Source organism: Gephyromycinifex aptenodytis (assembly GCF_012277275.1).
Taxonomy (GTDB): domain Bacteria; phylum Actinomycetota; class Actinomycetes; order Actinomycetales; family Dermatophilaceae; genus Gephyromycinifex; species Gephyromycinifex aptenodytis.
Genome location: NZ_CP051155.1, coordinates 2,777,784 through 2,798,885, shown reverse-complemented (window position 1 = coordinate 2,798,885; position 21,102 = coordinate 2,777,784). Strand labels below are relative to the sequence as shown.

General features: G+C 68.9%; 22 protein-coding genes. 7 read left to right on the top strand and 15 right to left on the bottom strand.

All coding sequences use genetic code 11. From position 1 onward, the window contains the following. Nucleotides 1–61: 61 nt before the first annotated feature. The 3 genes from G9V96_RS12040 to G9V96_RS12030 all read right to left on the bottom strand — a co-directional run bounded on the left by G9V96_RS12040 (nt 62) and on the right by G9V96_RS12030 (nt 2,815). Nucleotides 62–1,204 (bottom strand): DNA polymerase III subunit delta', encoded by a 1,143-nt coding sequence (locus G9V96_RS12040; RefSeq protein ID WP_168583241.1) that lies wholly within the window; start codon nt 1,202–1,204, stop codon nt 62–64. Continuing rightward, entirely contained in the window at nt 1,204–1,851 is a 648-nt protein-coding gene (gene tmk / locus G9V96_RS12035; RefSeq protein WP_210424521.1) for a dTMP kinase, read from the bottom strand. Before tmk ends, G9V96_RS12040 begins: the two co-directional genes overlap by 1 nt. 208 nt (nt 1,852–2,059) lie before the next feature. Further along, nucleotides 2,060–2,815, bottom strand: coding sequence for a CDP-alcohol phosphatidyltransferase family protein (locus G9V96_RS12030; RefSeq protein ID WP_210424405.1), 756 nt, complete (start codon nt 2,813–2,815; stop codon nt 2,060–2,062). On the opposite strand from G9V96_RS12030, the gene G9V96_RS12025 reads away from it, so the two are divergent. Genes G9V96_RS12025 through G9V96_RS12005 form a run of 5 tightly spaced genes read left to right on the top strand, consistent with a single transcriptional unit; the run spans nt 2,814 to nt 6,918 of the window. After that, nucleotides 2,814–3,782, top strand: a complete 969-nt coding sequence (locus G9V96_RS12025) for a zinc-dependent alcohol dehydrogenase (RefSeq protein WP_168583239.1) — start codon at nt 2,814–2,816, stop codon at nt 3,780–3,782. The two genes, G9V96_RS12030 and G9V96_RS12025, sit on opposite strands and share 2 nt — an antisense overlap. Nucleotides 3,783–3,795: 13 nt before the next feature. Further along, the gene (locus G9V96_RS12020) at nt 3,796–4,182 is read left to right on the top strand and encodes a 6-pyruvoyl trahydropterin synthase family protein (RefSeq protein WP_168583238.1); all 387 of its coding nucleotides are present in this window, start codon (nt 3,796–3,798) and stop codon (nt 4,180–4,182) included. Then, entirely contained in the window at nt 4,179–5,201 is a 1,023-nt protein-coding gene (locus G9V96_RS12015) for a glycosyltransferase family 4 protein (RefSeq protein ID WP_168583237.1), read from the top strand. Before G9V96_RS12020 ends, G9V96_RS12015 begins: the two co-directional genes overlap by 4 nt. Further along, nucleotides 5,198–6,043, top strand: a complete 846-nt coding sequence (locus G9V96_RS12010; protein ID WP_168583236.1) for an SAM-dependent methyltransferase — start codon at nt 5,198–5,200, stop codon at nt 6,041–6,043. The genes G9V96_RS12015 and G9V96_RS12010 overlap by 4 nt, the downstream gene beginning before the upstream one ends. Further along, a complete protein-coding gene (locus G9V96_RS12005; RefSeq protein WP_168583235.1) occupies nt 6,040–6,918 on the top strand; it encodes a lysylphosphatidylglycerol synthase domain-containing protein in 879 nt (292 codons plus the stop codon). Before G9V96_RS12010 ends, G9V96_RS12005 begins: the two co-directional genes overlap by 4 nt. Here G9V96_RS12005 and G9V96_RS12000 read toward each other — a convergent pair. The 9 genes from G9V96_RS12000 to G9V96_RS11965 all read right to left on the bottom strand — a co-directional run bounded on the left by G9V96_RS12000 (nt 6,862) and on the right by G9V96_RS11965 (nt 16,299). After that, nucleotides 6,862–7,557 carry a RibD family protein gene (locus G9V96_RS12000; RefSeq protein ID WP_168583234.1) on the bottom strand — a complete coding sequence of 232 codons (696 nt, stop codon included), beginning with the start codon at nt 7,555–7,557 and terminating at the stop codon, nt 6,862–6,864. The two genes, G9V96_RS12005 and G9V96_RS12000, sit on opposite strands and share 57 nt — an antisense overlap. A 27-nt stretch (nt 7,558–7,584) precedes the next feature. Next, complete coding sequence (locus G9V96_RS11995) at nt 7,585–7,776, bottom strand: YjfB family protein (protein ID WP_168583233.1); 192 nt, start codon at nt 7,774–7,776, stop codon at nt 7,585–7,587. Between the two features lie 156 nt (nt 7,777–7,932). Then, entirely contained in the window at nt 7,933–8,628 is a 696-nt protein-coding gene (locus tag G9V96_RS11990) for an MOSC domain-containing protein (protein ID WP_168583232.1), read from the bottom strand. 103 nt (nt 8,629–8,731) lie between these two features. Then, complete coding sequence (topA, locus tag G9V96_RS11985; protein ID WP_168583231.1) at nt 8,732–11,572, bottom strand: type I DNA topoisomerase; 2,841 nt, start codon at nt 11,570–11,572, stop codon at nt 8,732–8,734. A 111-nt stretch (nt 11,573–11,683) separates the two neighbouring features. After that, nucleotides 11,684–13,231: a DUF7059 domain-containing protein gene (locus tag G9V96_RS11980; RefSeq protein WP_226913298.1), complete on the bottom strand. Its 1,548-nt coding sequence runs from the start codon at nt 13,229–13,231 to the stop codon at nt 11,684–11,686. Further along, nucleotides 13,228–13,944 (bottom strand): AIM24 family protein, encoded by a 717-nt coding sequence (locus tag G9V96_RS14990; RefSeq protein ID WP_210424404.1) that lies wholly within the window; start codon nt 13,942–13,944, stop codon nt 13,228–13,230. Before G9V96_RS14990 ends, G9V96_RS11980 begins: the two co-directional genes overlap by 4 nt. A gap of 9 nt (nt 13,945–13,953) precedes the next feature. Next, nucleotides 13,954–14,676, bottom strand: a complete 723-nt coding sequence (locus G9V96_RS11975) for a GAF and ANTAR domain-containing protein (RefSeq protein ID WP_168583229.1) — start codon at nt 14,674–14,676, stop codon at nt 13,954–13,956. Nucleotides 14,677–14,804: 128 nt separating this feature from the next. Further along, nucleotides 14,805–15,551, bottom strand: a complete 747-nt coding sequence (locus G9V96_RS11970; RefSeq protein WP_226913297.1) for a sigma-70 family RNA polymerase sigma factor — start codon at nt 15,549–15,551, stop codon at nt 14,805–14,807. 376 nt (nt 15,552–15,927) lie between these two features. Further along, nucleotides 15,928–16,299, bottom strand: a complete 372-nt coding sequence (locus G9V96_RS11965) for an STAS domain-containing protein (protein ID WP_168583227.1) — start codon at nt 16,297–16,299, stop codon at nt 15,928–15,930. Between the two features lie 191 nt (nt 16,300–16,490). On the opposite strand from G9V96_RS11965, the gene G9V96_RS11960 reads away from it, so the two are divergent. Further along, nucleotides 16,491–18,815 carry a DEAD/DEAH box helicase gene (locus G9V96_RS11960; protein ID WP_168583226.1) on the top strand — a complete coding sequence of 775 codons (2,325 nt, stop codon included), beginning with the start codon at nt 16,491–16,493 and terminating at the stop codon, nt 18,813–18,815. 101 nt (nt 18,816–18,916) lie between these two features. Continuing rightward, the gene (locus tag G9V96_RS11955) at nt 18,917–19,906 is read left to right on the top strand and encodes a MinD/ParA family ATP-binding protein (RefSeq protein ID WP_226913296.1); all 990 of its coding nucleotides are present in this window, start codon (nt 18,917–18,919) and stop codon (nt 19,904–19,906) included. On the opposite strand, the gene G9V96_RS11950 is transcribed toward G9V96_RS11955, so the two are convergent. From G9V96_RS11950 to G9V96_RS11940, 3 genes are read right to left on the bottom strand one after another with little or no spacing between them, the layout of a single operon-like run. Beyond that, nucleotides 19,881–20,438 carry an Rv3654c family TadE-like protein gene (locus G9V96_RS11950; protein WP_168583225.1) on the bottom strand — a complete coding sequence of 186 codons (558 nt, stop codon included), beginning with the start codon at nt 20,436–20,438 and terminating at the stop codon, nt 19,881–19,883. The two genes, G9V96_RS11955 and G9V96_RS11950, sit on opposite strands and share 26 nt — an antisense overlap. Beyond that, complete coding sequence (locus G9V96_RS11945; RefSeq protein WP_168583224.1) at nt 20,435–20,797, bottom strand: TadE family type IV pilus minor pilin; 363 nt, start codon at nt 20,795–20,797, stop codon at nt 20,435–20,437. The genes G9V96_RS11950 and G9V96_RS11945 overlap by 4 nt, the downstream gene beginning before the upstream one ends. Next, nucleotides 20,797–21,018 (bottom strand): DUF4244 domain-containing protein, encoded by a 222-nt coding sequence (locus G9V96_RS11940; RefSeq protein ID WP_168583223.1) that lies wholly within the window; start codon nt 21,016–21,018, stop codon nt 20,797–20,799. Before G9V96_RS11940 ends, G9V96_RS11945 begins: the two co-directional genes overlap by 1 nt. Nucleotides 21,019–21,102: the final 84 nt, after the last annotated feature.

Sequence of the window (21,102 nt, the reverse complement as noted above, 5' to 3'; positions counted from 1 at the left end):
CGGACCCACGAGGTCACAGACCCTTGCCGGGTACGGCACATCCGGGGTACTGGTTACCGGCTCAACGACGCGGAAGACGCAACGAAACAGCCATCGCCTCCAAGGCCAACAGCAGCGGCACGTTGGCGTCAATTCTTTCCCGGGCGGTGCCGATCGCGGTCATCGCCGCCAGCAGCTCTTCAGGGTTCATCGCCCGAGCCAACGACTCCACGTCCGAGCGCAACCCCTCGTTCACCAGATCGATCGGGGCCCCGAAACGCATGACGAGCGCGTCTCGGTAGATCGAGAGCAAGTCGATCAACGAGCGGTCGACGACGTCGCGGGCGAGCCTGGTGGCACGCGCCTTCTGCTCCTTCTCCAGCGAGGCGAGCTGAGAACGGATGTGCGGCGGTTGCGTGCGGGCGCCGGGGTCAGCCCCCAGGGTCTCCAGCAGCCGCGCCCGCTCGGCGGCGTCGCGCTCACCGGTGGAAGCCGTCGACTCCTCGGTGGAGATGGCGGCCAGGTCTGCGGCGGCGCCGATGGCGTCCGGCACGGTGTGGATGCGTCCACTCATTCGCACGACGTCTCGGCGGCGGATACGCGCTCCCTCATCGCGAGCCAGTCGCCGCGCCAGTCCGATGTGGCTCTGCGCGGCCCGGGCCGCGTACATCGCCATCGCCGGGTCGATACCGTCGCGGCGGACCAGCAGGTCCGCGACCGCATCCGCAGGTGGCGTGCGCAAGCGCACATGACGGCTGCGGCTGCGGATGGTGATGATGACGTCTTCCAGCGACGGCGCACACAACACCCAGACTGTGCGGGTCACCGGCTCCTCCAGCGCCTTCAGCAAGGCGTCCGCGGCCCGTTCGGTGAGCCGGTCGGCGTCTTCGATGATGACTATCCGCCACTGCCCCACCGAGGGGCGGTGCGAAGCTTCCGTTACCAGCCGTCGCGCATCCTCGACCCGGATCGACAACCCTTCGGTGGCCACCACGGTGACGTCTGCGTGGGTACCGTCCAGGCTGGTGCGGCACTCGCGGCAGTGCCCGCACCCCTGCTCGGCGCAGTTGAGCGCTGCGGCGAAAGCGCGGGCGGCGTTGGAACGTCCAGAACCCGGCGGCCCGGTCAACAGCCAGGCGTGGGTCATTGCGGCCGGGTTGCCGGCCGCCCGCGACAGAGTGGCGACCGTTTGAGATTGGCCGACCAAGTCGTCCCACACACTCATCAGGGCATCCCCGGCCCACCGGGAGACTGCTCGGCGCCCGCTCCCGAGCGCTTCCCGAGTAACTCCTGGACCCGCTCGCGCACCGCCTGCGCGATGCTTTCGGGCGCCGCACCGGCGTCCAGGACCAGATAGCGCTGCGGATGCGCCTGGGCCAGGGACACGAAGTGCGCGCGCACCCTGGCGTGAAATTCGCCGCCGGCAGCCTCCATCCGGTCATCCCCGCTGCGGCGAGCACGGCCGGTGTCCGGATCCACGTCGAGCAACACCGTCAGGTCCGGCACCAGCCCGCGGGTGGCCCAGTGCGACAGATCCAGGATCTCCTGGGGCGCGAGCGCACGCCCCGCCCCCTGATAGGCCACTGAGGAGTCGATGTAGCGGTCCGTCACCACGACCGCCCCACGCTGCAGCGCCGGGCGCACCAGCGTCGCCACATGCTGGGCACGGTCCGCCGCGAACAACAACGCCTCGGCGCGCGCCGCGACCTCCCCGCCGTGAAGCAGCAGATCTCTGATGGTGCAGCCCAGTTCGGTGCCACCGGGTTCGCGGGTGGCGACCACCTCACGGCCCTGGGTGCGCAGCCACGACACCAGCGCCTGCAGCTGGGTCGACTTCCCAGCCCCGTCCCCACCCTCGAAGGCGATGAACACCCCGGCAGCGCCCGCAGCCCCCGCCTGGTCGACGCCCGCGGGTGACTCGACGTGAGGTAGCTGCTCCGGCGGGCCTGCGGCCTCCGCTCGGCCCGCTGCCGGGTTGTCTCGCTTGTCCTCGACCTGACTCACACCGCGAGCCTAAGCCAGACGAACGGGGCCTGTTTGCCGCCGCCCATACTGGACGTGCCGGCGGGCCACGTCCTGCTCACCGCCGCCGGGCGCGCCGTTCCAGATCCAGCACATCCCGGCCGAAGGAATACAGCAGCGCCGCGACCGCCGCCCCCAACACCACCCGTGCGATCTCTGCGTCGACCACCGGCGCCAGCGCGATCCCGATCGCCACCCCCGCCCCGGCGGCGATCACCTGTCGCGAGGGCCGCGGCGGCAGCGGCGCACGCCAGGGCGGATGCACGGCCGCGACACCGGCGAATACGTAGCGCATCGCCCCGATCAGCCACGCCCACGGAACCAGCGCCACCGAGATGACAACCGAGAGCACCAGCAGGACGGCGGCGTCGGTCTCCATATCGAAACGTGCCCCCGCCGCCGAGGACGTGCCGGTGGCCCGCGCCACCAGCCCGTCGACCGCGTCCAACACCAGCGCTGTCACTCCCAGCACGAACAGCTGCCAAGTCAGGACGGGGGTTCCCGCCAGCAACGCCCCGGCGAACAAAGTGGCGCAGCCACCGGCGACCGCCGCACGCGCCAGCGTGACTTGATCGGCCGGACTGCAACTACGCGGCCGACGCAGCAGGACCGCGGTGATCGCCCCCGCAGGCAGCAGCAAGCCCAGAGCCAGCGTGAGCAGCCCCAACCGGCCGGGCGGGCCGTAGGTCAGCGCCAAACCGCCGCACAGCACCAGGGCAAAAACGGCAGTGAGAGCGGCGTCACGCAGCGGCGCGGCACGTTCCGGTTCTTCCACCGCGCATGCGATGCGTCCTACCGACAGAATCGCCCTCATGGAGAGTCGATCCTATTGGACCACCCAGCCGGGGCAGGGCGAGATACGCACCGCCACCCTGGACCCACCCGGCGAGGGGCAAGCCCTGGTCCGCACCCTGTTCTCGGGGATCAGCCGCGGCACCGAGTCGCTCGTGCACCGGGGTCTGGTGCCGCCGGAGGTGCGCGAACTCATGCGAGCCCCCTTCCAGCAAGGGGAACTGCCCGGCCCGGTGCACTACGGCTACCTATCGGTCGGGGTCGTGGAACAGGGTCCGGCGCAGCTGCAGGGGAAACGGGTCTTCTGCCTGTACCCACACGCCGACTGCTACGTGGTGCCGACCAGCGCGCTCACGCTCATCCCCGACGAGGTGCCCAGCGAGCGGGCCATCCTGGCCGGTGCCGCCGAAACAGCGATCAACGCCCTCTGGGATGCCGGGCCCAGGTTCGGCGATCGCATCGCGGTGGTCGGGGCGGGAATGATCGGCGGGACGCTGGCCGCGCTGCTGCGCCGCTTTCCCCTGCAACGGCTGGAACTCATCGACCCCGATCCGCAACGTTCGCAGTTGGCCGCAGCCTTGGACGTCGCGTGGGCGCCGCCGCAGGAAGCCACCGCGGGTTGTGACCTCGTCTTCCATTGCTCCGCCCATGAGGAGGGCTTGGCGCGCGGCCTGGAACTGCTCGGCGACGAGGGCGAACTCATCGAGATGTCCTGGTACGGCACCGCCGCGCCCCGGGTGCCGCTCGGGGCCGATTTCCACGCTCGCCGACTGCGGATCCGCTCCAGCCAGGTCGGGGCCGTCAGCGCGGCGCGTCGTGCCCGCCGCACCCACGCCGAGCGAATGGCGACCGCCGTGGCGGCGCTGGCCGACCCGACATTCGACGCGCTGCTCACCGGCCCGGTGCCCTTCGACGAGCTGCCGACCGTCATGGACGCGGTAGCCACCGGGCGCGCCGCTGCCGTGTGCCACATCGTCAGCTACCCCTGATCAAAGGAGAACCATGTACACCCTGACCGTCCGCGACCACGTGATGATCGCCCACAGCCTGCCCGACCCGTTCTTCGGCCCCGCCCAAGGACTGCACGGCGCCACGTTCGTGGTCGAGGTGACCTGGAATCGCCCCGACCTCGACGAGCACGGCGTCGTCATCGACATCGGCGCCGCCACCACCGCATTGCGCGCGGTGCTGGACGACCTGGATTACCGCAACCTCGACGAGCATCCCGCTTTCGCCGGGCGACTCTCCACGACCGAGGTGGTCGCCGCGCACATCGCGCAGCGACTCGTGGAAAACATCGACACCGCCCCCTTCGCCAGTGTGCAGGTGCTGCTGCGCGAGAACCCCGACGCCTGGGCCTCCTACACCCACGACCTCACCGGAGCGTGAGCCGATTCGTCCTCCCCCGGGCCGCCACACCCAGCGGAGGACACCGCTACAACGCTCGGGTGGCCCGGGCCCTACGCGAACTCGGCAACCCTATCGACGTGCTCGAGTTGGAGGGGGCCTGGCCGCGCCCGGACGATGCCGCCAGGCAGCGCCTGGCGGCCGCCCTGAGCGAAGCCGAACTCACCTTGCTGGACGGGCTGATCGGATGCTGCTGCCCCGCCCAGATCGAGCAGGCAACCGCGGCAGGGCGAACGGTGGTGCTGCTGGTGCACCTGCCGCTGCCTGCCGAGGTCGGGCTCGGCGCGCAAGAGCCCCACGACCTGGCCCGGTGGGAACGCCGCGCACTGACTGCCGCCTCCCGGGTCGTGGCCACGAGCAACTGGGCCGCCCGCGACTTATGGCGCCGCTACGGCGTCCGAGCCGCCGTGGCCGTGCCCGGCGTCGACATCGCCCCCGTGGCCGTCGGCAGCGACCCGCCGCACCTGCTCGTGCTGTCCTCGTTGACCCCCCGCAAGAACCACGCCACCCTGGTGCGGGCGTTGGCCGACCTCACCGACCTGGACTGGTCGGCGGCGTTCGTCGGCCCACCCTCGGGCGACCCCAGGGAGGCCCGCGAGCTGGCGGCGGTGCTGCAGGCGACACCGCCCGGGCGGGTCCGAATGCCCGGGGCCCTCACCGGGGCCGCCCTGGAGCAGGAGTGGGCCCGCACCGACCTGCTCGTCCTGCCCTCCCTGGCAGAGACCTTCGGCATGGTGATCACCGAAGCTCACGCCCACGGCATCCCGACGCTGGTCGCGGACGGCACCGGAGCCGTGGAAGCATTCCACGGCGATGACCCGGCCGGCGCCCCCGGCCTCGCCGTCGATTGCCGAGCAAGCGGCGACATCGCCGCCGCCCTGCGAGACTGGCTGGTAAACCCGCAGACCCGTGCCAGATGGCGTGACCGCGCGCTCGTTCGTCGAGACCGGCTCCACCCGTGGCACCAGACTGCTCTTGACCTGCAGAAGGAGCTCGCGTGATCGACCCCGAACACCCCGTGCGTCCGATCGCCGCCGACTGGCTGGCGCTGCGCCGGGAAGCCGACGAGGGCGCCCGCGAAGGCACGCAGCGACTCCTGACCCGGCTGTGGCGTCACCTGCAGGCGAGCCCGCAAGCCAGCCGCCGCCACAGCGTGCACGTGATCGACCTGGGTGCGGGCACCGGCGCCAACCAGAGCTGGCTGGCGCCCCGGCTGCCCTTCCCGGCCACCTGGACCCTGGTCGACCACGACCCGGACCTGCTGCACCACCCGATGCAGGGATCCGGCCAGCGCGTCGTCGCTGAGGTCTCCCACCTGCCTGAACTGCTGGACCAGGACCAGGACCAGGCGCGCGTCGTGACCTGCTCGGCGTTGCTGGATCTGTTGAGCTATGAGCAACTGGACGACCTTGCCGACGTCCTCATCCAGACCCGCACCCCGGCGCTGCTCAGCCTCACCGTGACCGGCGGGGTCAGCTACGCCCCCGCCGACGAGGTAGACCCCCAGATCCAGTCCGCCTTCGACGCCCATCAGGGACGCAACGACCTGGCCGGACCGGACGCGGCCCGGCACTTGGCTGCGCGGTGCGAGGAGCTGGGGGCTGAGGTGGTGCGCGCGCACACCCCCTGGCGGCTGGCCGCCCACCACGAAGCCCTCATCGAACGCTTCCTCACCGACCGGGTCACAGCCGCACTGGAAGTGCGCCCCGAACTGGAGGATGTCGCCACCGCGTGGCTGCGGCGCCGTCTGAAACAAGCACGTGCCGGCACCCTGGCCCTGGTGGTCGATCACGAAGACCTCCTGGTGCTGCCGGCCCACGCGAACGACGCCAAGGACCGATGAACTCGCGCGCGGTCATCTCTGGGATCGCGCAAAGCCTCGCCGTGGCGCTGCTGTTCGCCCTGCTGTGGCGCCGCTTCGGCTCGGTCGATCTGGGCGTGGCCGCTCGCGTCCTGAACCCGGTCACGATCCTGGCCTCCCTGGCATTGGGGGCAGGCGGGGCGACGGTGGCCGGGCTGCGCTGGCGCGTGGTCGCCGCCGGTCTGGGCGACACGATGAGTGTGCGCTCTGCGGTGCTGCGCTGTTACGAGGCAGCCTTCCTCAACGCGGTGCTTCCCGGAGGTCTGGCCGGTGACGCGCTGCGCGCGGTGCGCCGCGGACGGGCCGGTCAGCCGTGGCAGAGCAGTCTGGGTTCGGTGCTGGGAGAACGGCTGTGCGGTACCGCCGTCGTGGTCGGCGCCGCAGCTGCGACCCTGTTCCGGTTCACTCCGGGCGGCGCGCTGCCGTGGATCGTCGCCGGGATAGCGGTGCTGGCGCTGGCTGCGGCAATCCCGTCTCTGCGGCGGCTCTCGGGACAGGCGGTGGCTAGTGTGCTTGCCCTGTCCGTGCTCGGCTGGGCGATCTACCTGACGATGTTCCTGCTGGCGGCGTCCTCGACCGGGCTTCTGGGGCCGGGACAGACCGCCTTCCAGGTCGGGTGCGTCGCGCTCGGCGGTATGTCGGTGCCGATCAACCTCGGAGGTTGGGGCCCGCGCGAAGGGGCTGCTGCCTACGCTGCCGAGATGGCCGGTGTCGGCGGAGCTACAGGTTTGGGCGTGTCGATCGCCTACGGGTTGCTCGCGCTGGTCTCGGTGCTGCCGGGGGTGTGCGGGCTGTTCGTCTCAGGGCGTCAACACGATCTCGGTGCAGACGTCATCGCCGAGCATCAAGCGCCGTGAGGGCCCGCGCAAGGCATCGGCGAGCGCGTCGGCTCCGGTGAACCGCAGGCCCGGCACCCCGTCGCCGATGAGCAGCGGGGCCGTGGTGACGTAAAGCCGATCGATGAGCCTGGCCGAGACGAACGCGGACACCAGCCGGCCTCCACCCTCAACGAGAACGCGCTGCAAACCCCGGCTGTGCAATGCCTCCAGGACCAGTTGCGGCGGCAGAACGTCACGGACCGGAAGCCGCACCACATCCACGTGGGCGGCCAACGGGCCCGGCTCGGGGGCGCGGGAACCGACGATCCAAAGGGTAGGAGCGATCGGGTCGGTGAGCACGTGCGAGTCCGCGGGGATCCTGCCGCGAGGGTCCAGGACGACCCGCACCGGGTGGCGACCCTGGACGGCCCGCACAGTCAGGCGTGAGTTATCCATCGTGACGGTGGCGCCACCCACCACGACCGCGTCCACCAGCGAACGAAGCTGATGCAGATGGCAGCGGTCTTGAGGGCCGGTGACGTAACAGGCGTCCCCGGTACGTGAAGCGATGAACCCATCCAGGCTCTGCCCAAGCTGCGCGATCGTCAGCGGTGAACCCGCCTCGACCAGCGGGGCGTACCAAGCAGGGATACCAGCGGACTCAAGTTCGAGGTTCACCCCGCCACGCTACGGCAGTCCACGTGATCAGGCGTAGGTGTTCACCTGAGTACCCAGCGGTCCTTCGCTGGCCAGCGGCAGGGACATGCTCTCGATCAGTTTGGAGGCGGCCGCCTGTTGGGTGTCCATCGACTTCTTCAGCAGGGAGACCTGCGCGTCCTGATAGGCGGCGGCGGTCCGGCTGCTGAGAATAGTTTGCGCGAGTGCAGCGACGTCCATGTCTGAATACCTTCGTGGTTGTTCGGTGGCCTGACGGCCCTTTCATCCAGGCTTCTGATCGGCACCGGCCTCCCCCGCCTTGAGCAAGTCAGACGTACTGATTAGGGCTGCGTTGGTAGCAGCGGTGATTCACCGACCCCTCAGTGGCACGCGCACCTACAGCAGCCGTAACTGGTCGCCGACCTGCACGTGGCCAGGCCGTTGAACCCGCAGGTAGATCGCCAGGCAGGTTTGGCGGTGCTGGCCCAGCGCTCGCAACAGCCCGGCCTGGGCGGGCAGCCCCACCTGGGCGATGTCGACCATGCGGCAGCGCACGATGGGTTCTGTGGCCACGAACACCGCCGAACCCAAGCCGAGGCGGCGGCCGAGCCAACCCTCCTCCGCGTAAGGCTCCACGGTGTCCAGGACGAGGTTGGCCCGTATCCGGGTGGGGGCCAGCGGTTCGTCTTGGCCGAGCAGCTGCGCGGCGGCGCGCAGCGATGCGCTGCCCACGAGACTGACCGGGCTGTCGTCGAAGTGGCTGCCGTCCTCTTCGCGGCGCAACCCCACCGGCGCCCCCAGCAGAGCGCTGAGCGCCGTATCGGTTTCGGGGCCTCCGGCCAGATAGGAGCTGTCACCGGGGCCCACGACATGCACCTCATCGCCGCGGGTGCTGGCACGCAATTCGAACAAGGCGTCGCGGCGCCGAAACCGGCGTCCGTTCTTTCCGGTTGCCAACCGACCGTCTGCCTCGTGCACGGCCCAGGCGCGATCGCCTTCGAGCCCGCGGGCGGTGACGGCGACGCTGCGCAGCGCCTCGCCGCCTACGGCTTTGACCGGGTACCGGTACAGACCGCTGCATGAGATCGTCATGGCCGCATCTTCCCAGTCGGGACGGGCCACTGGCGCTGCAACCGCGGCAACTGCCTGCGCGCGGTTCAGCGCCGCAGCTGTCCGCTGCGGCGCTGAACCGGGTTCACTCAACCGTGGTGGTCGCAGTGCTCTTCTTGGCGCCAGCCGTCTTGGTTCCCGCACTCTTGGTGGCAGTGCTCTTCTTGGTGGTGCTCTTCTTCGCGGTGCTCTTCTTGGCTGTGCTCTTCTTCGCGGTGCTCTTCTTGGCCGTGCTCTTGCGGCGCGTGGTCGGGCCTTTGGCTCGCTTCTCGGCCAGCAGTTCGAAGCCGCGAGCCGCGGTGATCGTCTCCGGGTCGTCGTCGCGGCGCAGGGTCGCGTTCGTCTCCCCATCGGTGACGTACGGGCCGAACCTGCCGTCCTTGACCACTACCGGGCGACCGCTCACCGGGTCCTCCCCCAGCTCTGCCAGCGGCGGCTTGGCAGCTGCCCGGCCGCGTTGCTTGGGCTGGGCGTAGATCGCCAGCGCTTCCTCGAGGGTGATGTCGAAGATCTGCGCCTCACTCGTCAACGAGCGGGAGTCGGTGCCCTTTTTCAGGTACGGGCCATACCGCCCGTTCTGCGCGGTGATCGGGATGCCCTCGGCGTCCTGTCCGACGGTGCGGGGCAGGCTGAGCAGTTTCACCGCCGTGTCGAGTTCGATGGAGGACAGCTCCATGTCGCTGAAGAGGCTGGCCGTCTTGGGCTTGATCTTGTTCTTGCCCTTCAGCGCGGCTTCTTCGTCGCTGAGCACCTCGGTGACGTAGGGGCCGTAACGTCCTGCCTTGGCGATGATCTCGCGGCCGGTCTCGGGGTGCTGGCCCAGGGATCGGCCGTCGTCCGAGGCCGTCTCCAACAGCTCGCGGGCCTTCTCCGGTGTCATCTCATCGGGTGCGATCTCATCGGAGATCGTCGCCCGTCGAGGCGTGGCAGGCTCGTCGCCGACCACCGTCTCCGGCGCAACCTCACCGGTGGCCGGGTCGACGCCAGCGGGCACGACTTCCTCGACGTAGGGGCCGTAGCGCCCCACCCGAACGACCATTCCGCCGCCGATGTCGATCGTGGAGATGGCGCGGGCGTCGATCTCACCGAGGTGATCGACCAGGTTGCGCAGGCCTTCGGCCGAGTTCGCCTCATCACCGAAGTAGAAGCGGCGCAGCCACTCCGAACGCTTCTGGTCACCGCGGGCGATCTCGTCGAGGTCTTCCTCCATCGAGGCAGTGAACTCGTAGTCCACCAGCTTGGGGAAGTGCTCCTCCAGCAACCGGGTCACAGCGAAAGCCAGCCAGGTCGGCACCAACGCGGTTCCCCGCTGTCCCACATAGCCGCGGTCTTGGATCGTGGCGACGGTGGCGGCGTAGGTCGAGGGTCGCCCGATGCCGAGCTCTTCCATCGCCTTGATCAAGGTTGCTTCGGTGTACCGGGCCGGCGGGGCCGTCTCGTGCCCGTCAGCCTGCGCCGAGGTGACGTTGAGGTCGTTGCCGCGGGTGAGCTGCGGCAGTCGCCGATCCTGCTCGCGCACGGCAGCGACAGCGGACTGCTCCTCGTCGCGGCCCTCCTCGTAGGCGGCCAGGAACCCGCGGAAGGTGATGACCGTGCCGCTGGCGGAGAACTCTGCCGTCTGCGTCGCTTTGCCGCCGATCTGGGCACCCAAGGTGGGCACGCTGAGTTTGACGGTGGCCGTCGAACCCTTGGCGTCAGCCATCTGGGAGGCCAGGGTGCGCTTCCAGATGAGTTCGTACAGCGCGAAGTCTTCACCGCGCAGTTCGCCCGCTACCTGGGCCGGCGTGCGGAAGCGGTCACCGGCCGGGCGGATCGCCTCGTGCGCCTCTTGGGCGTTCTTGACCTTTTTCTCATAACGGCGCGGGGTGGCGGGCACGTACTCCTCGCCGTACATGTCACGCGCCTGGCTGCGAGCGGCCGTGAGGGCAGAATCGCTCAGCGTGGTGGAGTCGGTACGCATGTAGGTGATGTAGCCGTTTTCGTACAGGCGCTGCGCGACTCGCATCGCGTTGCGGCTGGACAGACGCAGCTTGCGGCCGGCTTCCTGCTGCAACGTGGAGGTGGTGAACGGCGCCGAAGGACGGCGACTGTAGGGCTTCTCAGCCACATCGGTGACGCTGGCAACCGCACCTTGTGCTGCCTCGGCCAACGCCGTGGCGCCCTGCTCATCGAGGTGGACCAGGGAGGAGTTCTTCAGCAGGCCGTCATCGCCGAAGTCACGGCCAGTGGCGACCCGGGCACCGTCCAAAGCTGCCAGGCGGGCCGAGAAAGCCTCACCAGCGGCATCGAAGCGGCCCGTCACGTCCCAGTACGAAGCGACCCGGAACGCCATCCGTTCCCGTTCGCGCTCCACGACCAGCCGGGTGGCCACGGACTGCACCCGGCCTGCGGACAGGCCTTGGCGCACCTTGCGCCATAGCACCGGGGAGACCTCGTAGCCGTACAAGCGGTCCAGGATGCGCCGGGTCTCTTGGGCGTCGACCAGGTGCACGTCCAGCTCGCGAGTCTGACCGACCGCCCGCTGGATCGCCTCCTTGGTGATCTCGTGGAAGACCATGCGGTGTACCGGCACCTTGGGCTTGAGCACCTCGAGCAGGTGCCACGCGATGGCCTCGCCCTCGCGGTCCTCATCGGTGGCCAGGAAGAGTTCGTCGGCGTCTTTGAGCAGGCGTTTGAGCTCGGTGACTTTCTTGCGTTTGTCGGCGTCGACGACGTAGTAGGGGTCGAACCCGTTGTCCACATCGACAGCGAAACGCCCGTACGGGCCCTTCTTCATGTCGGCGGGCAATTCGCTGGGGTTGGGTAGGTCGCGGATATGCCCGACGGAGGCTTCCACCTCGTAACCGGCACCGAGGTAACCCGCAATGGTCTTGGCCTTGGCTGGCGACTCTACGATGACAAGCCGCTTCAGTTCGCTTGCTGCCACGCTCAGTCCATCTTCCTTCCCCGAGAGCAGCGGATTCGTCGCGCTCTCCTGCGTTGCCCCGCCAGATGAGGTGGGGTTCGCCACACGGTAACGCCTCGGGGACGCTTCGACCTATCCGGTACTCAACGTGAGAAAGCCGTCGGCTACCAGGCCGCGCAGCGTCGGGTACACATCCTGGATCACCGCTTCGGCATCCAGATCCAGCAGCGCGGCGATGGCGACCAGGGCCGAACGGGCGCTCAGCTCCCCGTCGCACACGCTGACGAAAGCGGCGCTGACGGTGTCGAGCCGGACCGTGCGACCTAACCCGCAACCTTGGCGCAACAGGATCATCGTGGGGTCCGCAGCGCCAGGGCGACTGTGCCTTTCCTCGGTGACGTCGGGGGCGAGACTCCATCGCGCCTGCAGCAGCGCGTCCTGGTCGTGCTCGGCCAGCCAGGTGCGGGCGCGCATGGCGGCCAGGATCGAGGGACCCATCGGTGCCGCCACCGGCCCCGTGGCCTCCACCAGGTCTTGCCAGACGGCGCGGGGACGGCTCGGCGCGGCGAGCACCACGACGCCGAAGCCGACCCGTTCCACCCCGCGTGCCTCGAAATCATCCAGCCAGGCGGAGTACCACCGTTCGCCGTCTACGCCCTGGAGTTGGCCGCTGTCCCGGGACCACATCTCGGCGTACTCAGCGACGTCCTGCATCTCCCGCTGAATCACGTAGGCGTCGAGCTCGGTTCCGGCCAGCCAGGATTCCCATACCTGCCGCCAGTCCTGGCCGGGCGCAACCTCCCAGTTGGCCAAGAAGCAGGCGATCCCGCCCGGCGCGAGGTAGTCCCCGACGCAGGCCACCAGCTCCTGCACGAGGGCGTCCCCCACTCGCCCGCCATCGCGGTACTCATAGGTGGGAAGACCGGCCGTCCGTGGGGTCACCACGAACGGCGGGTTGCTGAGGATGAGGTCGAAGCGTTCCCCAGCGACCGGTTCGAACATGTCACCGGCTCGCACATCCCAGACCTGGCCGGCCATCGCGGCGTTGAACCGGGCAAAGGCCAGCGCCCGGGTTGAGACGTCGGTGACCACGACCTGCTCGGCATGGCGCGAAGCGTGCAAAGCCTGCACCCCGCACCCGGTGCCCAGGTCCAGGACCCGCCCCACCTGCGGTCGCGGCGCCCACGACGCCAGCGTCATCGAGGCCCCACCCACCCCCAGCACGTGCCCCGGGTCCAGGGCAGCGCCGGTGAGGAGCTCGCCCAGATCGGAGGCCACCCACCAGGTGTGTTCCTCATCGCCGTAAGGGTGCAGATCACAGGCAGCGCGAACGCACCCGGCACGCTCCGCGTCCAGCACGAGTCCCAGTTCGCGCAAGCCGTCAGCACCCACCCGGGGCAAGGCGGCGTCAAGACGGTCAGCAGGCACCTGATCGCCGAGTGCGAACAGCGCAGCCAGCGCCGCCAGCGGCGCTTGGGAACGCGCCAGGACCCGCCGCGCCGGCAGAAGCTGGTCTCGGTGCAAAGCCGCCGAGGCCGCCGGACCCAGCAGGTCGGCCAGTCCTTCGACGGTGAACCCGAGCGTGTGCAGGTCCGCGCGCAACCCACGAACCAGTTCCTCGGCCACCTGTGGAGGTGGGGGAAGTGCCGGAAGCGCCCCGGCGCGGCCTGCCTGGCTCACTCGAAGAGGTTTTCGAGGAATCCGCCGCCGGAACGGTTCGAACCGCCGGCACCTGCGCTGGGGAGCGAGGGCCCTTCGCTGGGCTGAACGACCACGAACCCCGGCCCGTGGAAGGCGTACTGGAAGGCTTCTCCGGTGCCGCCACGCAGCATCGAACGCATATTCATGCTGGAGACGACCTGGGGCTGCAAGTGAGAGGACCACCCCACCGCGGACTGGATGTCGACGTAGGTGGGCTGCTGGCTCGTGTCCAGCACGACCGGGGCGCCGATCGCACTGACCGCCACCACCCCGCGTCCCGAGATCACGGTGTTGAACAGGCCCCCGCTGAACATCCCCACGCCCTGCACCCGCTTGATGTCCCAATCCAGGGCGGCATCGAAAGCAAGCAGGCTGTGCCCGTTGATCGTCAGACCGTCTCCGTCGAGTTCCACCAGATAGACGTGGCCCGCCTCGTGAGCGAAGAAGACCTCTCCCTGTCCCTGGCATCGCATCAGCGGCAGGTCTTCGTTGGTCAGGACCTTCTTCAGCAGCCGCCCCATACTTCCGGACTTTTCGTGCGCGAAAGTCACCGCCCCCTGGTAGGCGACCATCGATCCTTTGACCGCCAGCACGTCCTCACCGAGCGCCACCCGCAGCATCTGCGGGTTCTGCAGCGAGAACCTCCCCCCGGAGACCTCGAGGTTCCCTTCTTCGAATAGCGCGCTTCTCATGTGGTCAGCCTACGAGAGCGCAGTGGAGCCATCCTCGTTCTCCACCGGAAGCTCTCCGGTCTCGGCGACGTGCCGGGCCAGCACCCGCAGCTTGACGTTCTTGTCCTGGGAGTAGCGCTTGAGCACTGCGAAGGCCTGTTCGATCTCGAGCCCGTAGCGCTGTATGAGACGCCCCTGGGCGACGCCGATGAGATGACGCCCTTCCACCGCATCCCGAAGCCCCTCTTCGGTGTACGCAGCCTCCAAAGCCGAGGCCACGTGCAGCACGAGAGCGCCGGCGTGCTCCATTCGTTGGGCGGTGAAATAGCCGGGTTCGTCGCTGTACAGGTCCAACCACACTGAGTGGGAACGACGCTCACCGATGAGGACGGAGGCATAGCTGGCAACTCCCAGGGCGGCAGCCTGGGCCGACCACAGCGGCCATCTCGATTCCCCGGCCACATCGTCGATGACGACCGTCTGCTCTTCAGTCGCGCCCACGTGGGGTCCGTCGTGGCATTCCACCTGCAGGAGCGTGAGCCTGTGCGCTCGTTCCCCAACCCCGATCCACGGGTCAGCCTCGCCATTGCGCGGGTGCACGCAGATCACCGCATCGGGGCAGCCGAGCAGTTCTTGCGCCGAGCGGCAAGCCTGTCGTGCAGTCGCCTGCAGGTTTGGTTGGCGCATCCGTCGGGCGGCTTCCGCGAAGTCGACCGCTGAGGGTACGAGCGCGCCCGGGCCCTTAACGTCCATGAAAACCCCTAGGCATGCTGATCGGACGAGCGCTGCGCGAAGGCGACAGAACGGGCAAATTAGCCCGCCCGTCAGCCTAACTCACGCGACGCTCCCCGGTTTTCCGCTGTCTTCACGCCTCGGCCAGTTCAGCGCGCGCCTGCCCTGACAAAGCCTTCATCGGCAAGCTGCTCACGTAGCCCGTCGAGGATGCGCGTCAGCAAGCGAGATACCTGCATCTGGCTGACACCGATCTCGTGGCCGATCTGCTCCTGGGTCATTCCTCGCGCGAACCGAAGCAGCAGGATTCGCCGGTCCCGCTCGCTCAGTGCGGCCAGTGCCGGGCGGAGGAACTCCATGTTGTCGATGTGCCCGAACGGGTCGTTCTCGTCCACGATCATCTCGCCCAGCGCGGGCGAACCTTCGTCGTGGGTGGGCGCGTCCAATGACAAGGCGGTGTAGCAGCCCCGCGCCATCTCGGCCTCGGCCAAGTCCGCCACGTCGATACCGAGACTGGCGGCGACCTCGCTCGGCGTCGGGGGGCGTCCCTGGGCCTGCTGAAGTTCGGCGGATGAGGACACGACCGCGCTACGCAACTCCTGGATGCGGCGCGGGGGTCGCACCATCCAACCGAAGTCGCGGAAGTGGCGCTTGATCTCCCCCGAGATGGTCGGCACGGCGTAGGCCAAGAAGCCGGGACCTTCACCCACCCGGTAGCCCTGGACCGCTTTCACCAACCCGAGGTAGGCCACCTGGACCAGGTCATCGGATTCCAAGCCTCGCGAGGCATAGCGATTGGCGATGGCCTCAGCGACCGGGGCGTTCAGCAGTACGACATCATCGAGGCAGGCCTGTTGCGCGGCAACGTCATGGGCAAGAGCAGCCGCCTTGATCATCAGTTCTTCGGTGCGTTCCTCCCGGCTGACCGGGGCGCTCTCACTAGCGGGCGGACCGGACGACGCATCGTCGGCTACGCAATTGCGATCTGGTGACGAACCCAGGGTTTGCGATCGCGTGCGCACGCTGGAAGAGCTCTGACCAAGGCCCATGCCGCTTTTCTCCTGTCACCCGAAGGTCTACAGACGCTCAGATGGAGACAGTGGCGCCCTGGCTGGACCACTCTCTGAAGGTAACTGCCGCCTGTACGCACCCGCAAGGGCGCATACATACCAGTCAGTCACCTCGCCCAACGCAGACTTAACGGATCGTGTTCCCGAGAGCGGAAAACTTTTTGACCGGGGGCCCGGAACTGGCTAGTCCGGGGCATCGAACTCACTCCGGCGCGGACTGCTGCATCTCTGCCCGGCACGCATCGATGGCGGCTGGGGCGTTCTCATGCAGGGGAAATACCTGGTCCAGACCGGTGATCGAGAAGACACGCAGGATCTTGGGCACCGAGCACGCCACGTGGATGCTGCCTTCTTGTAGCCGGACCCGGCGCAGCCTGCCGACAAGCACACCGATCCCGGTGGAGTCCAGGAAGGTCACGCCATCCAGGTCAAGCACAAAGTGGGTCCGCCCAGCGCCGATGAGCCGGTCCAGCCCGTCGCGCAGGACGGCCGCCGAATAGACATCGACATCACCGCTGACCTCGACGACGGTGGTGCCGTTGTCGATATGGCTTGTCACGTCCAGATCGGTCATCGATCCCCCTTCGGGTCGGGTGCCCACTCTAGTGCCCCGGGTGCGAACTGTCGCGCCCCGGTGAATCGCCCTGGCCAGTGCGCCCGCCCGTCTGGCACCTGACTTCTGCCCGCTCATCCCAACCGGGCGCCCGGTGGCGACAGCAGCCAGCACTGAACCCCTGTCACCGCTGCCGCGTAGCGTCTGCAGTGATGACTTCCTTCGACCCGACTGCGCTGCTCGACGCATGGGCAGCGAGCACGAGGCGCCCCACGGTGGCGCACGTCCGCAGGCTGCCCGCGCGGGCCTGCCGGCGGGCCGCAATGCCGGCTTGGGTCGACCCGCGGTTGACGCAGGTGCTGGCGGATCAGGGAATCACCTCGCTGTGGCAGCACCAGCAGCAGGCGGCCGCACTGTTACACGACGGACAACACTGCGTACTGGCCACTGGAACCGCTTCTGGTAAGTCGCTGGCGTTCTGGCTGCCCGCGTTGGATGCAGTAATGCGCGGGCAGCTTCGGGAGGCGACCGTGTTATACATCGCCCCGACCAAGGCCTTGGCCGCCGACCAGCTCGCCCACCTGGAAGCGCTCGGGCTACCCGGGGTGCGGGCGGCTGTCTACGACGGTGACACCCCCACCGATGAGCGTGCCTGGATCCGACGACATGCCAACGTCGTCTTGACCAATCCCGACATGCTGCACCACGCCATCCTGCCCGGGCACGCGCATTGGTCGCGCTTTCTACGTGGGCTCGCCTACCTCATCGTCGATGAGTGCCACACCTATCGCGGGGTGTTCGGCTCGCATGTCGCGGCTGTACTGCGGCGCTTCAACCGGGTCGCGGCCCACCATCGGGCTGAGCCCGTCGCTGCATTCGCTTCGGCCACCGTGGCTTCGCCGGGAGCCCATGCGAGCCGACTGCTCGGCGCGCCGGTCGCCGTGGTGGACCAGGACGCCTCACCGCGACCTGGGATGACCGTTGCACTGCTGGACACCGCACCCGAAGACCCGGACCAGACCCGGCGCTCCACCCTCACCCACTGCGGCGAACTCTTGGCCGACCTCGTCCAGGCCGACGTTCAGACGGCAGTCTTCGCCCGGTCTCGGCTGGGCGTGGAGGTGGTGGCCGAAACGGCGCGCGAGGCCCTGGCCCAGCACCGGCCGCAGGACGCGAACCGCGTTGCCGCCTACCGGGGCGGTTATCTGCCAGAGGAACGCCGAGTTCTGGAGGCAGACCTGCGCAGCGGAAAACTGACCGGTCTGGCGACCACCAGCGCCCTGGAACTCGGCATCGACATCAGCGGGTTGGACGCGGTGATCCTGGCCGGCTGGCCCGGGACCGTCGCCTCGTTATGGCAGCGGGCCGGGCGGGCCGGGCGCACCGGACGTGACAGCCTGCTGCTGTTCGTGGCCGATGAGAACCCGCTGGACACCTACCTGGTCCACCACCCGGCCGCCATCCTCGAACGCCCCGTCGAGGCGCCGGTTCTGGACCCGGACAACCCCCATGTGCTCGGCCCCCACCTGGCAGCCGCCGCGGCCGAGATCCCCCTGACCCGCGCGGACGAGGCCGTCTTCGGCCCCTCGACCATGCCGCTATTGGAGGTCCTGACAGCTCAAGGGTTGCTGCGGCGCCGCCCGACAGGCTGGTACTGGACCCGTCAGGAACGGCCCACGGAACACATCTGGCTGCGCGGGGGCGGGGCGCTGGTCCGCATTGTCGAGGAAGGGACCGGACGGGTGCTGGGCACCGTCGATGGTGCGCGCGCCGACGCCTCGGTGCACACCGGAGCGGTCTACCTCCATCAGGGCCGCTCCCATGTCGTGACCCATCTGGACCTGGAGGATCACGTCGCGCACGTGGTGGTGGAAGATCCGGGCTGGAGCACCCAGGCCCGCGCTACGAGCGCCTTCGATCCGCTCGAGGAACAACAGCACCTGAGTTACGGGCCCGTCACCATCTCTTACGGGACGGTGGCGGTGCGTAGCCAGGTCACATCGTTCCTGCGCCGGCTGCCCTCCGGGGAGGTCATCGGCAACCACCCTCTCGACCTGCCCGAACGCGTCCTGAACACCACCGGGGTCTGGTGGACAATCTTGCCGGAGGCTCTTGAGGCCGCCGGTATCGACCAGGGGAGCCTCCCCGGGGCCCTGCACGCGGCCGAGCACGCCGCTATCGGCATGCTCCCCCTGCTCGCCAGCGCCGACCGGTGGGATATCGGCGGGGTGTCCACGCCGTGCCATCCGCGCACCGCTCTACCCACGATTCTTGTCTATGACGGGCATCCCGGTGGCGCCGGTTTCGCCCGCCGAGGCTTCGAGGAGGCAACCGCCTGGTTGGCCAGCACCTGCGCCGCGATCCAGGCGTGCCCGTGCGAGGCGGGCTGCCCATCGTGCGTCCACTCCCCCAAATGCGGCAACGGCAACGAACCGCTGGACAAGGCCGGCGCGGTGGCCCTGTTGAAGCTCGTACTTGCTTCCGTCGCAGCCGAATCCGATCAGAGCGCCGCCCGAATGCCCGTTTTGTCCCGGTAAGTGGCCGGGTGCGCAAATCCCGCCCTCACCCAGGGTTGACACCGGGGCCCGGCTGGACCATCGTCCTGACCAATCCCCCTCGTGAGTCAGGATGTCGCCCCGTGAACAGCAGCGCCCACCAACCGACGCTCGCCCCCTCCACCGCTGACTCGACAGCCTCGATCACCGCGCCCGCCGCTCCAGGTCGGGTGGATTGGGCGCCGCCGATGATTCGGGAGCGGCCGCGGCGTCCCCGGGACGGTTGGCGAGCCCAGGCGTACACGCTCACCGGCGGGCGCTGGAATCCGGGTCTGTCGGCCAAGGAAGCCCGGACCCGGGATCGTGAGCAGCAGATCGCCACCCAGCTCCGCACCCGTCACGTGAGCGCCTTCTTCTGCCTCAAGGGCGGGATCAGCAAAACCTCGACCACAGCCGCGACCTCGATCGCGCTGTCCGACCTACGTCCGGACCCGGTCTTCGCCCTGGACGCCAACCCCGACGCGGGTGACCTGGCCGAGCGGCTGGTCGGTGAGAAGCTCTCGGGCATCACCCGGTTGGCGCGCGATGTGGAGAACGTGAACAGCCTGGCCGAACTGTCGCGCTACACAGCCACCAGCGGACGACTGACCGTTCTTCCCGGCGAGCCGAACCCCACGCTGGGCGCGTCGCTGAGCTCGGTGGACTTCGAGAACATCATGCACGTCGTTCAGCGCTACTACTCCTTCGTTCAGGTCGACTGCGGTACCGGGGTGACGCATCCGCTGATGGGCGGAATCCTGCGGTTTGCCAACACTGTGGTGATCCCCGCGGCCTGGTCCATCACCGGCGCCAAACGGGCGGCAGAGTCGATCGCCTGGCTGGAAGAGAACGGGTTCGAGCACCTGGCCCGGACCAGCATCGTCGTCCTGACCGCTAAAGACATCGTCAGTCGCTCGGTCGACAAGGAAGCGGTGACGGCTCACCTGTGGAAGGCCGGCGACCTCATCGTCGTGCCGGCCGATCCGCATGTCGCAGACGGTGCACTGTTGGAGTGGGATGCGCTGCGGCCGGCGACCCGAGAGGCCTACCTAGACATCGCCGCAGCCATCACTGCTCGGTTCGACCGCCCCTGAACCGACTCTCGGTCTGCCCTGCTGCCGGTGCAGGCTCGGCCGCAGGGCCCGCCTGCGCGGTGGCGACGGCCGCACCCAAACGCGCCGCAGGCAGCAGCGTCGGACGCACCCGCGCTTGAACCCGCACCTGCTCACCCTGGACGCGGCAGGTGATGTCGGCGTGGTTCAGCGCGGCAGTCGACTGCGCAACCTGGCAGGCTCCCCGCGCTGACTCCCCCGTCTGTATGGCCGCGGCGCCGGTCAGCGCCGCCAGATCCGCTGCGCTGCGTGCCCGGTGGGAGGCCAGCACCGCCGAGGTGAGGATGAGCGCACCGACCAGGATCGAGAGCAGCACACCGAGGATGCCCAGGGTGGCGACCGTGCCGCTGCCGGCGTCGCGGCGAGCCTGAGCGACGAGGTGGCGGGAACCCTGGGACCACCCCCACCGCGGCGATCCCACCATCCGATCGGCGGCACCCCACGCGCTTCCACCGGTCGCTGAACCTGGATCGGGCTCAACCAACCCGGCGCCGAGGTGGTTCGGCCGCATCATGGTCCGGCTCCCAGGACCGCTTCGGCAGGCAGGCTGGCGCTGGCTCGCGCGCGCGGGATCTGCGGGATCCTGCCCAGCACAGCCAGCGGCGGTGGGGCCGTCACCTGCACGGTGAGCACCGCGCCACCGCGCAGGTGCACCTGGGATCCGGTCGGGGCCAGCCGGGCGGCCTCGGCGATGACGACACTCTCGGGTTCACCGCGGGCCGCCAAACGGGCACCAGCCCGCGCCGCGTCCACGCAACGAACCTGATCCAACGCCAGGCCCATTGCCGCCATCACCAGCGCCAGCACCGCGATGAGGACCGGCATGGCCACCGCGAACTCCGCAGTGACCATGCCGGCTTCGCGACTTCTCATCAGCCGACAGTCAGGGCCGTGCTGATGATTTTGGTCAGGGCCGCAGCCACGGCGCCGGACTTGACCACGGTGATGAGCACCGCCGCAAAGCTGACGGCCGCGACCGTCCCGACTGCGTATTCGGCTGTGGTCATTCCGGATTCACCGGCTGCCCGCAACTGTACGAGCCGTGCATGCAGGTGGCGGGCGAAGCGGTTGCGACGAACGGTGGACATGCTCATGGTGTTTCTCCTAGGTGAGAGCGGGTGAACACCCACACCGTGCGCTCCTCGGCACCGACGCGACCTTCGCTCAGCCTCGGCTGT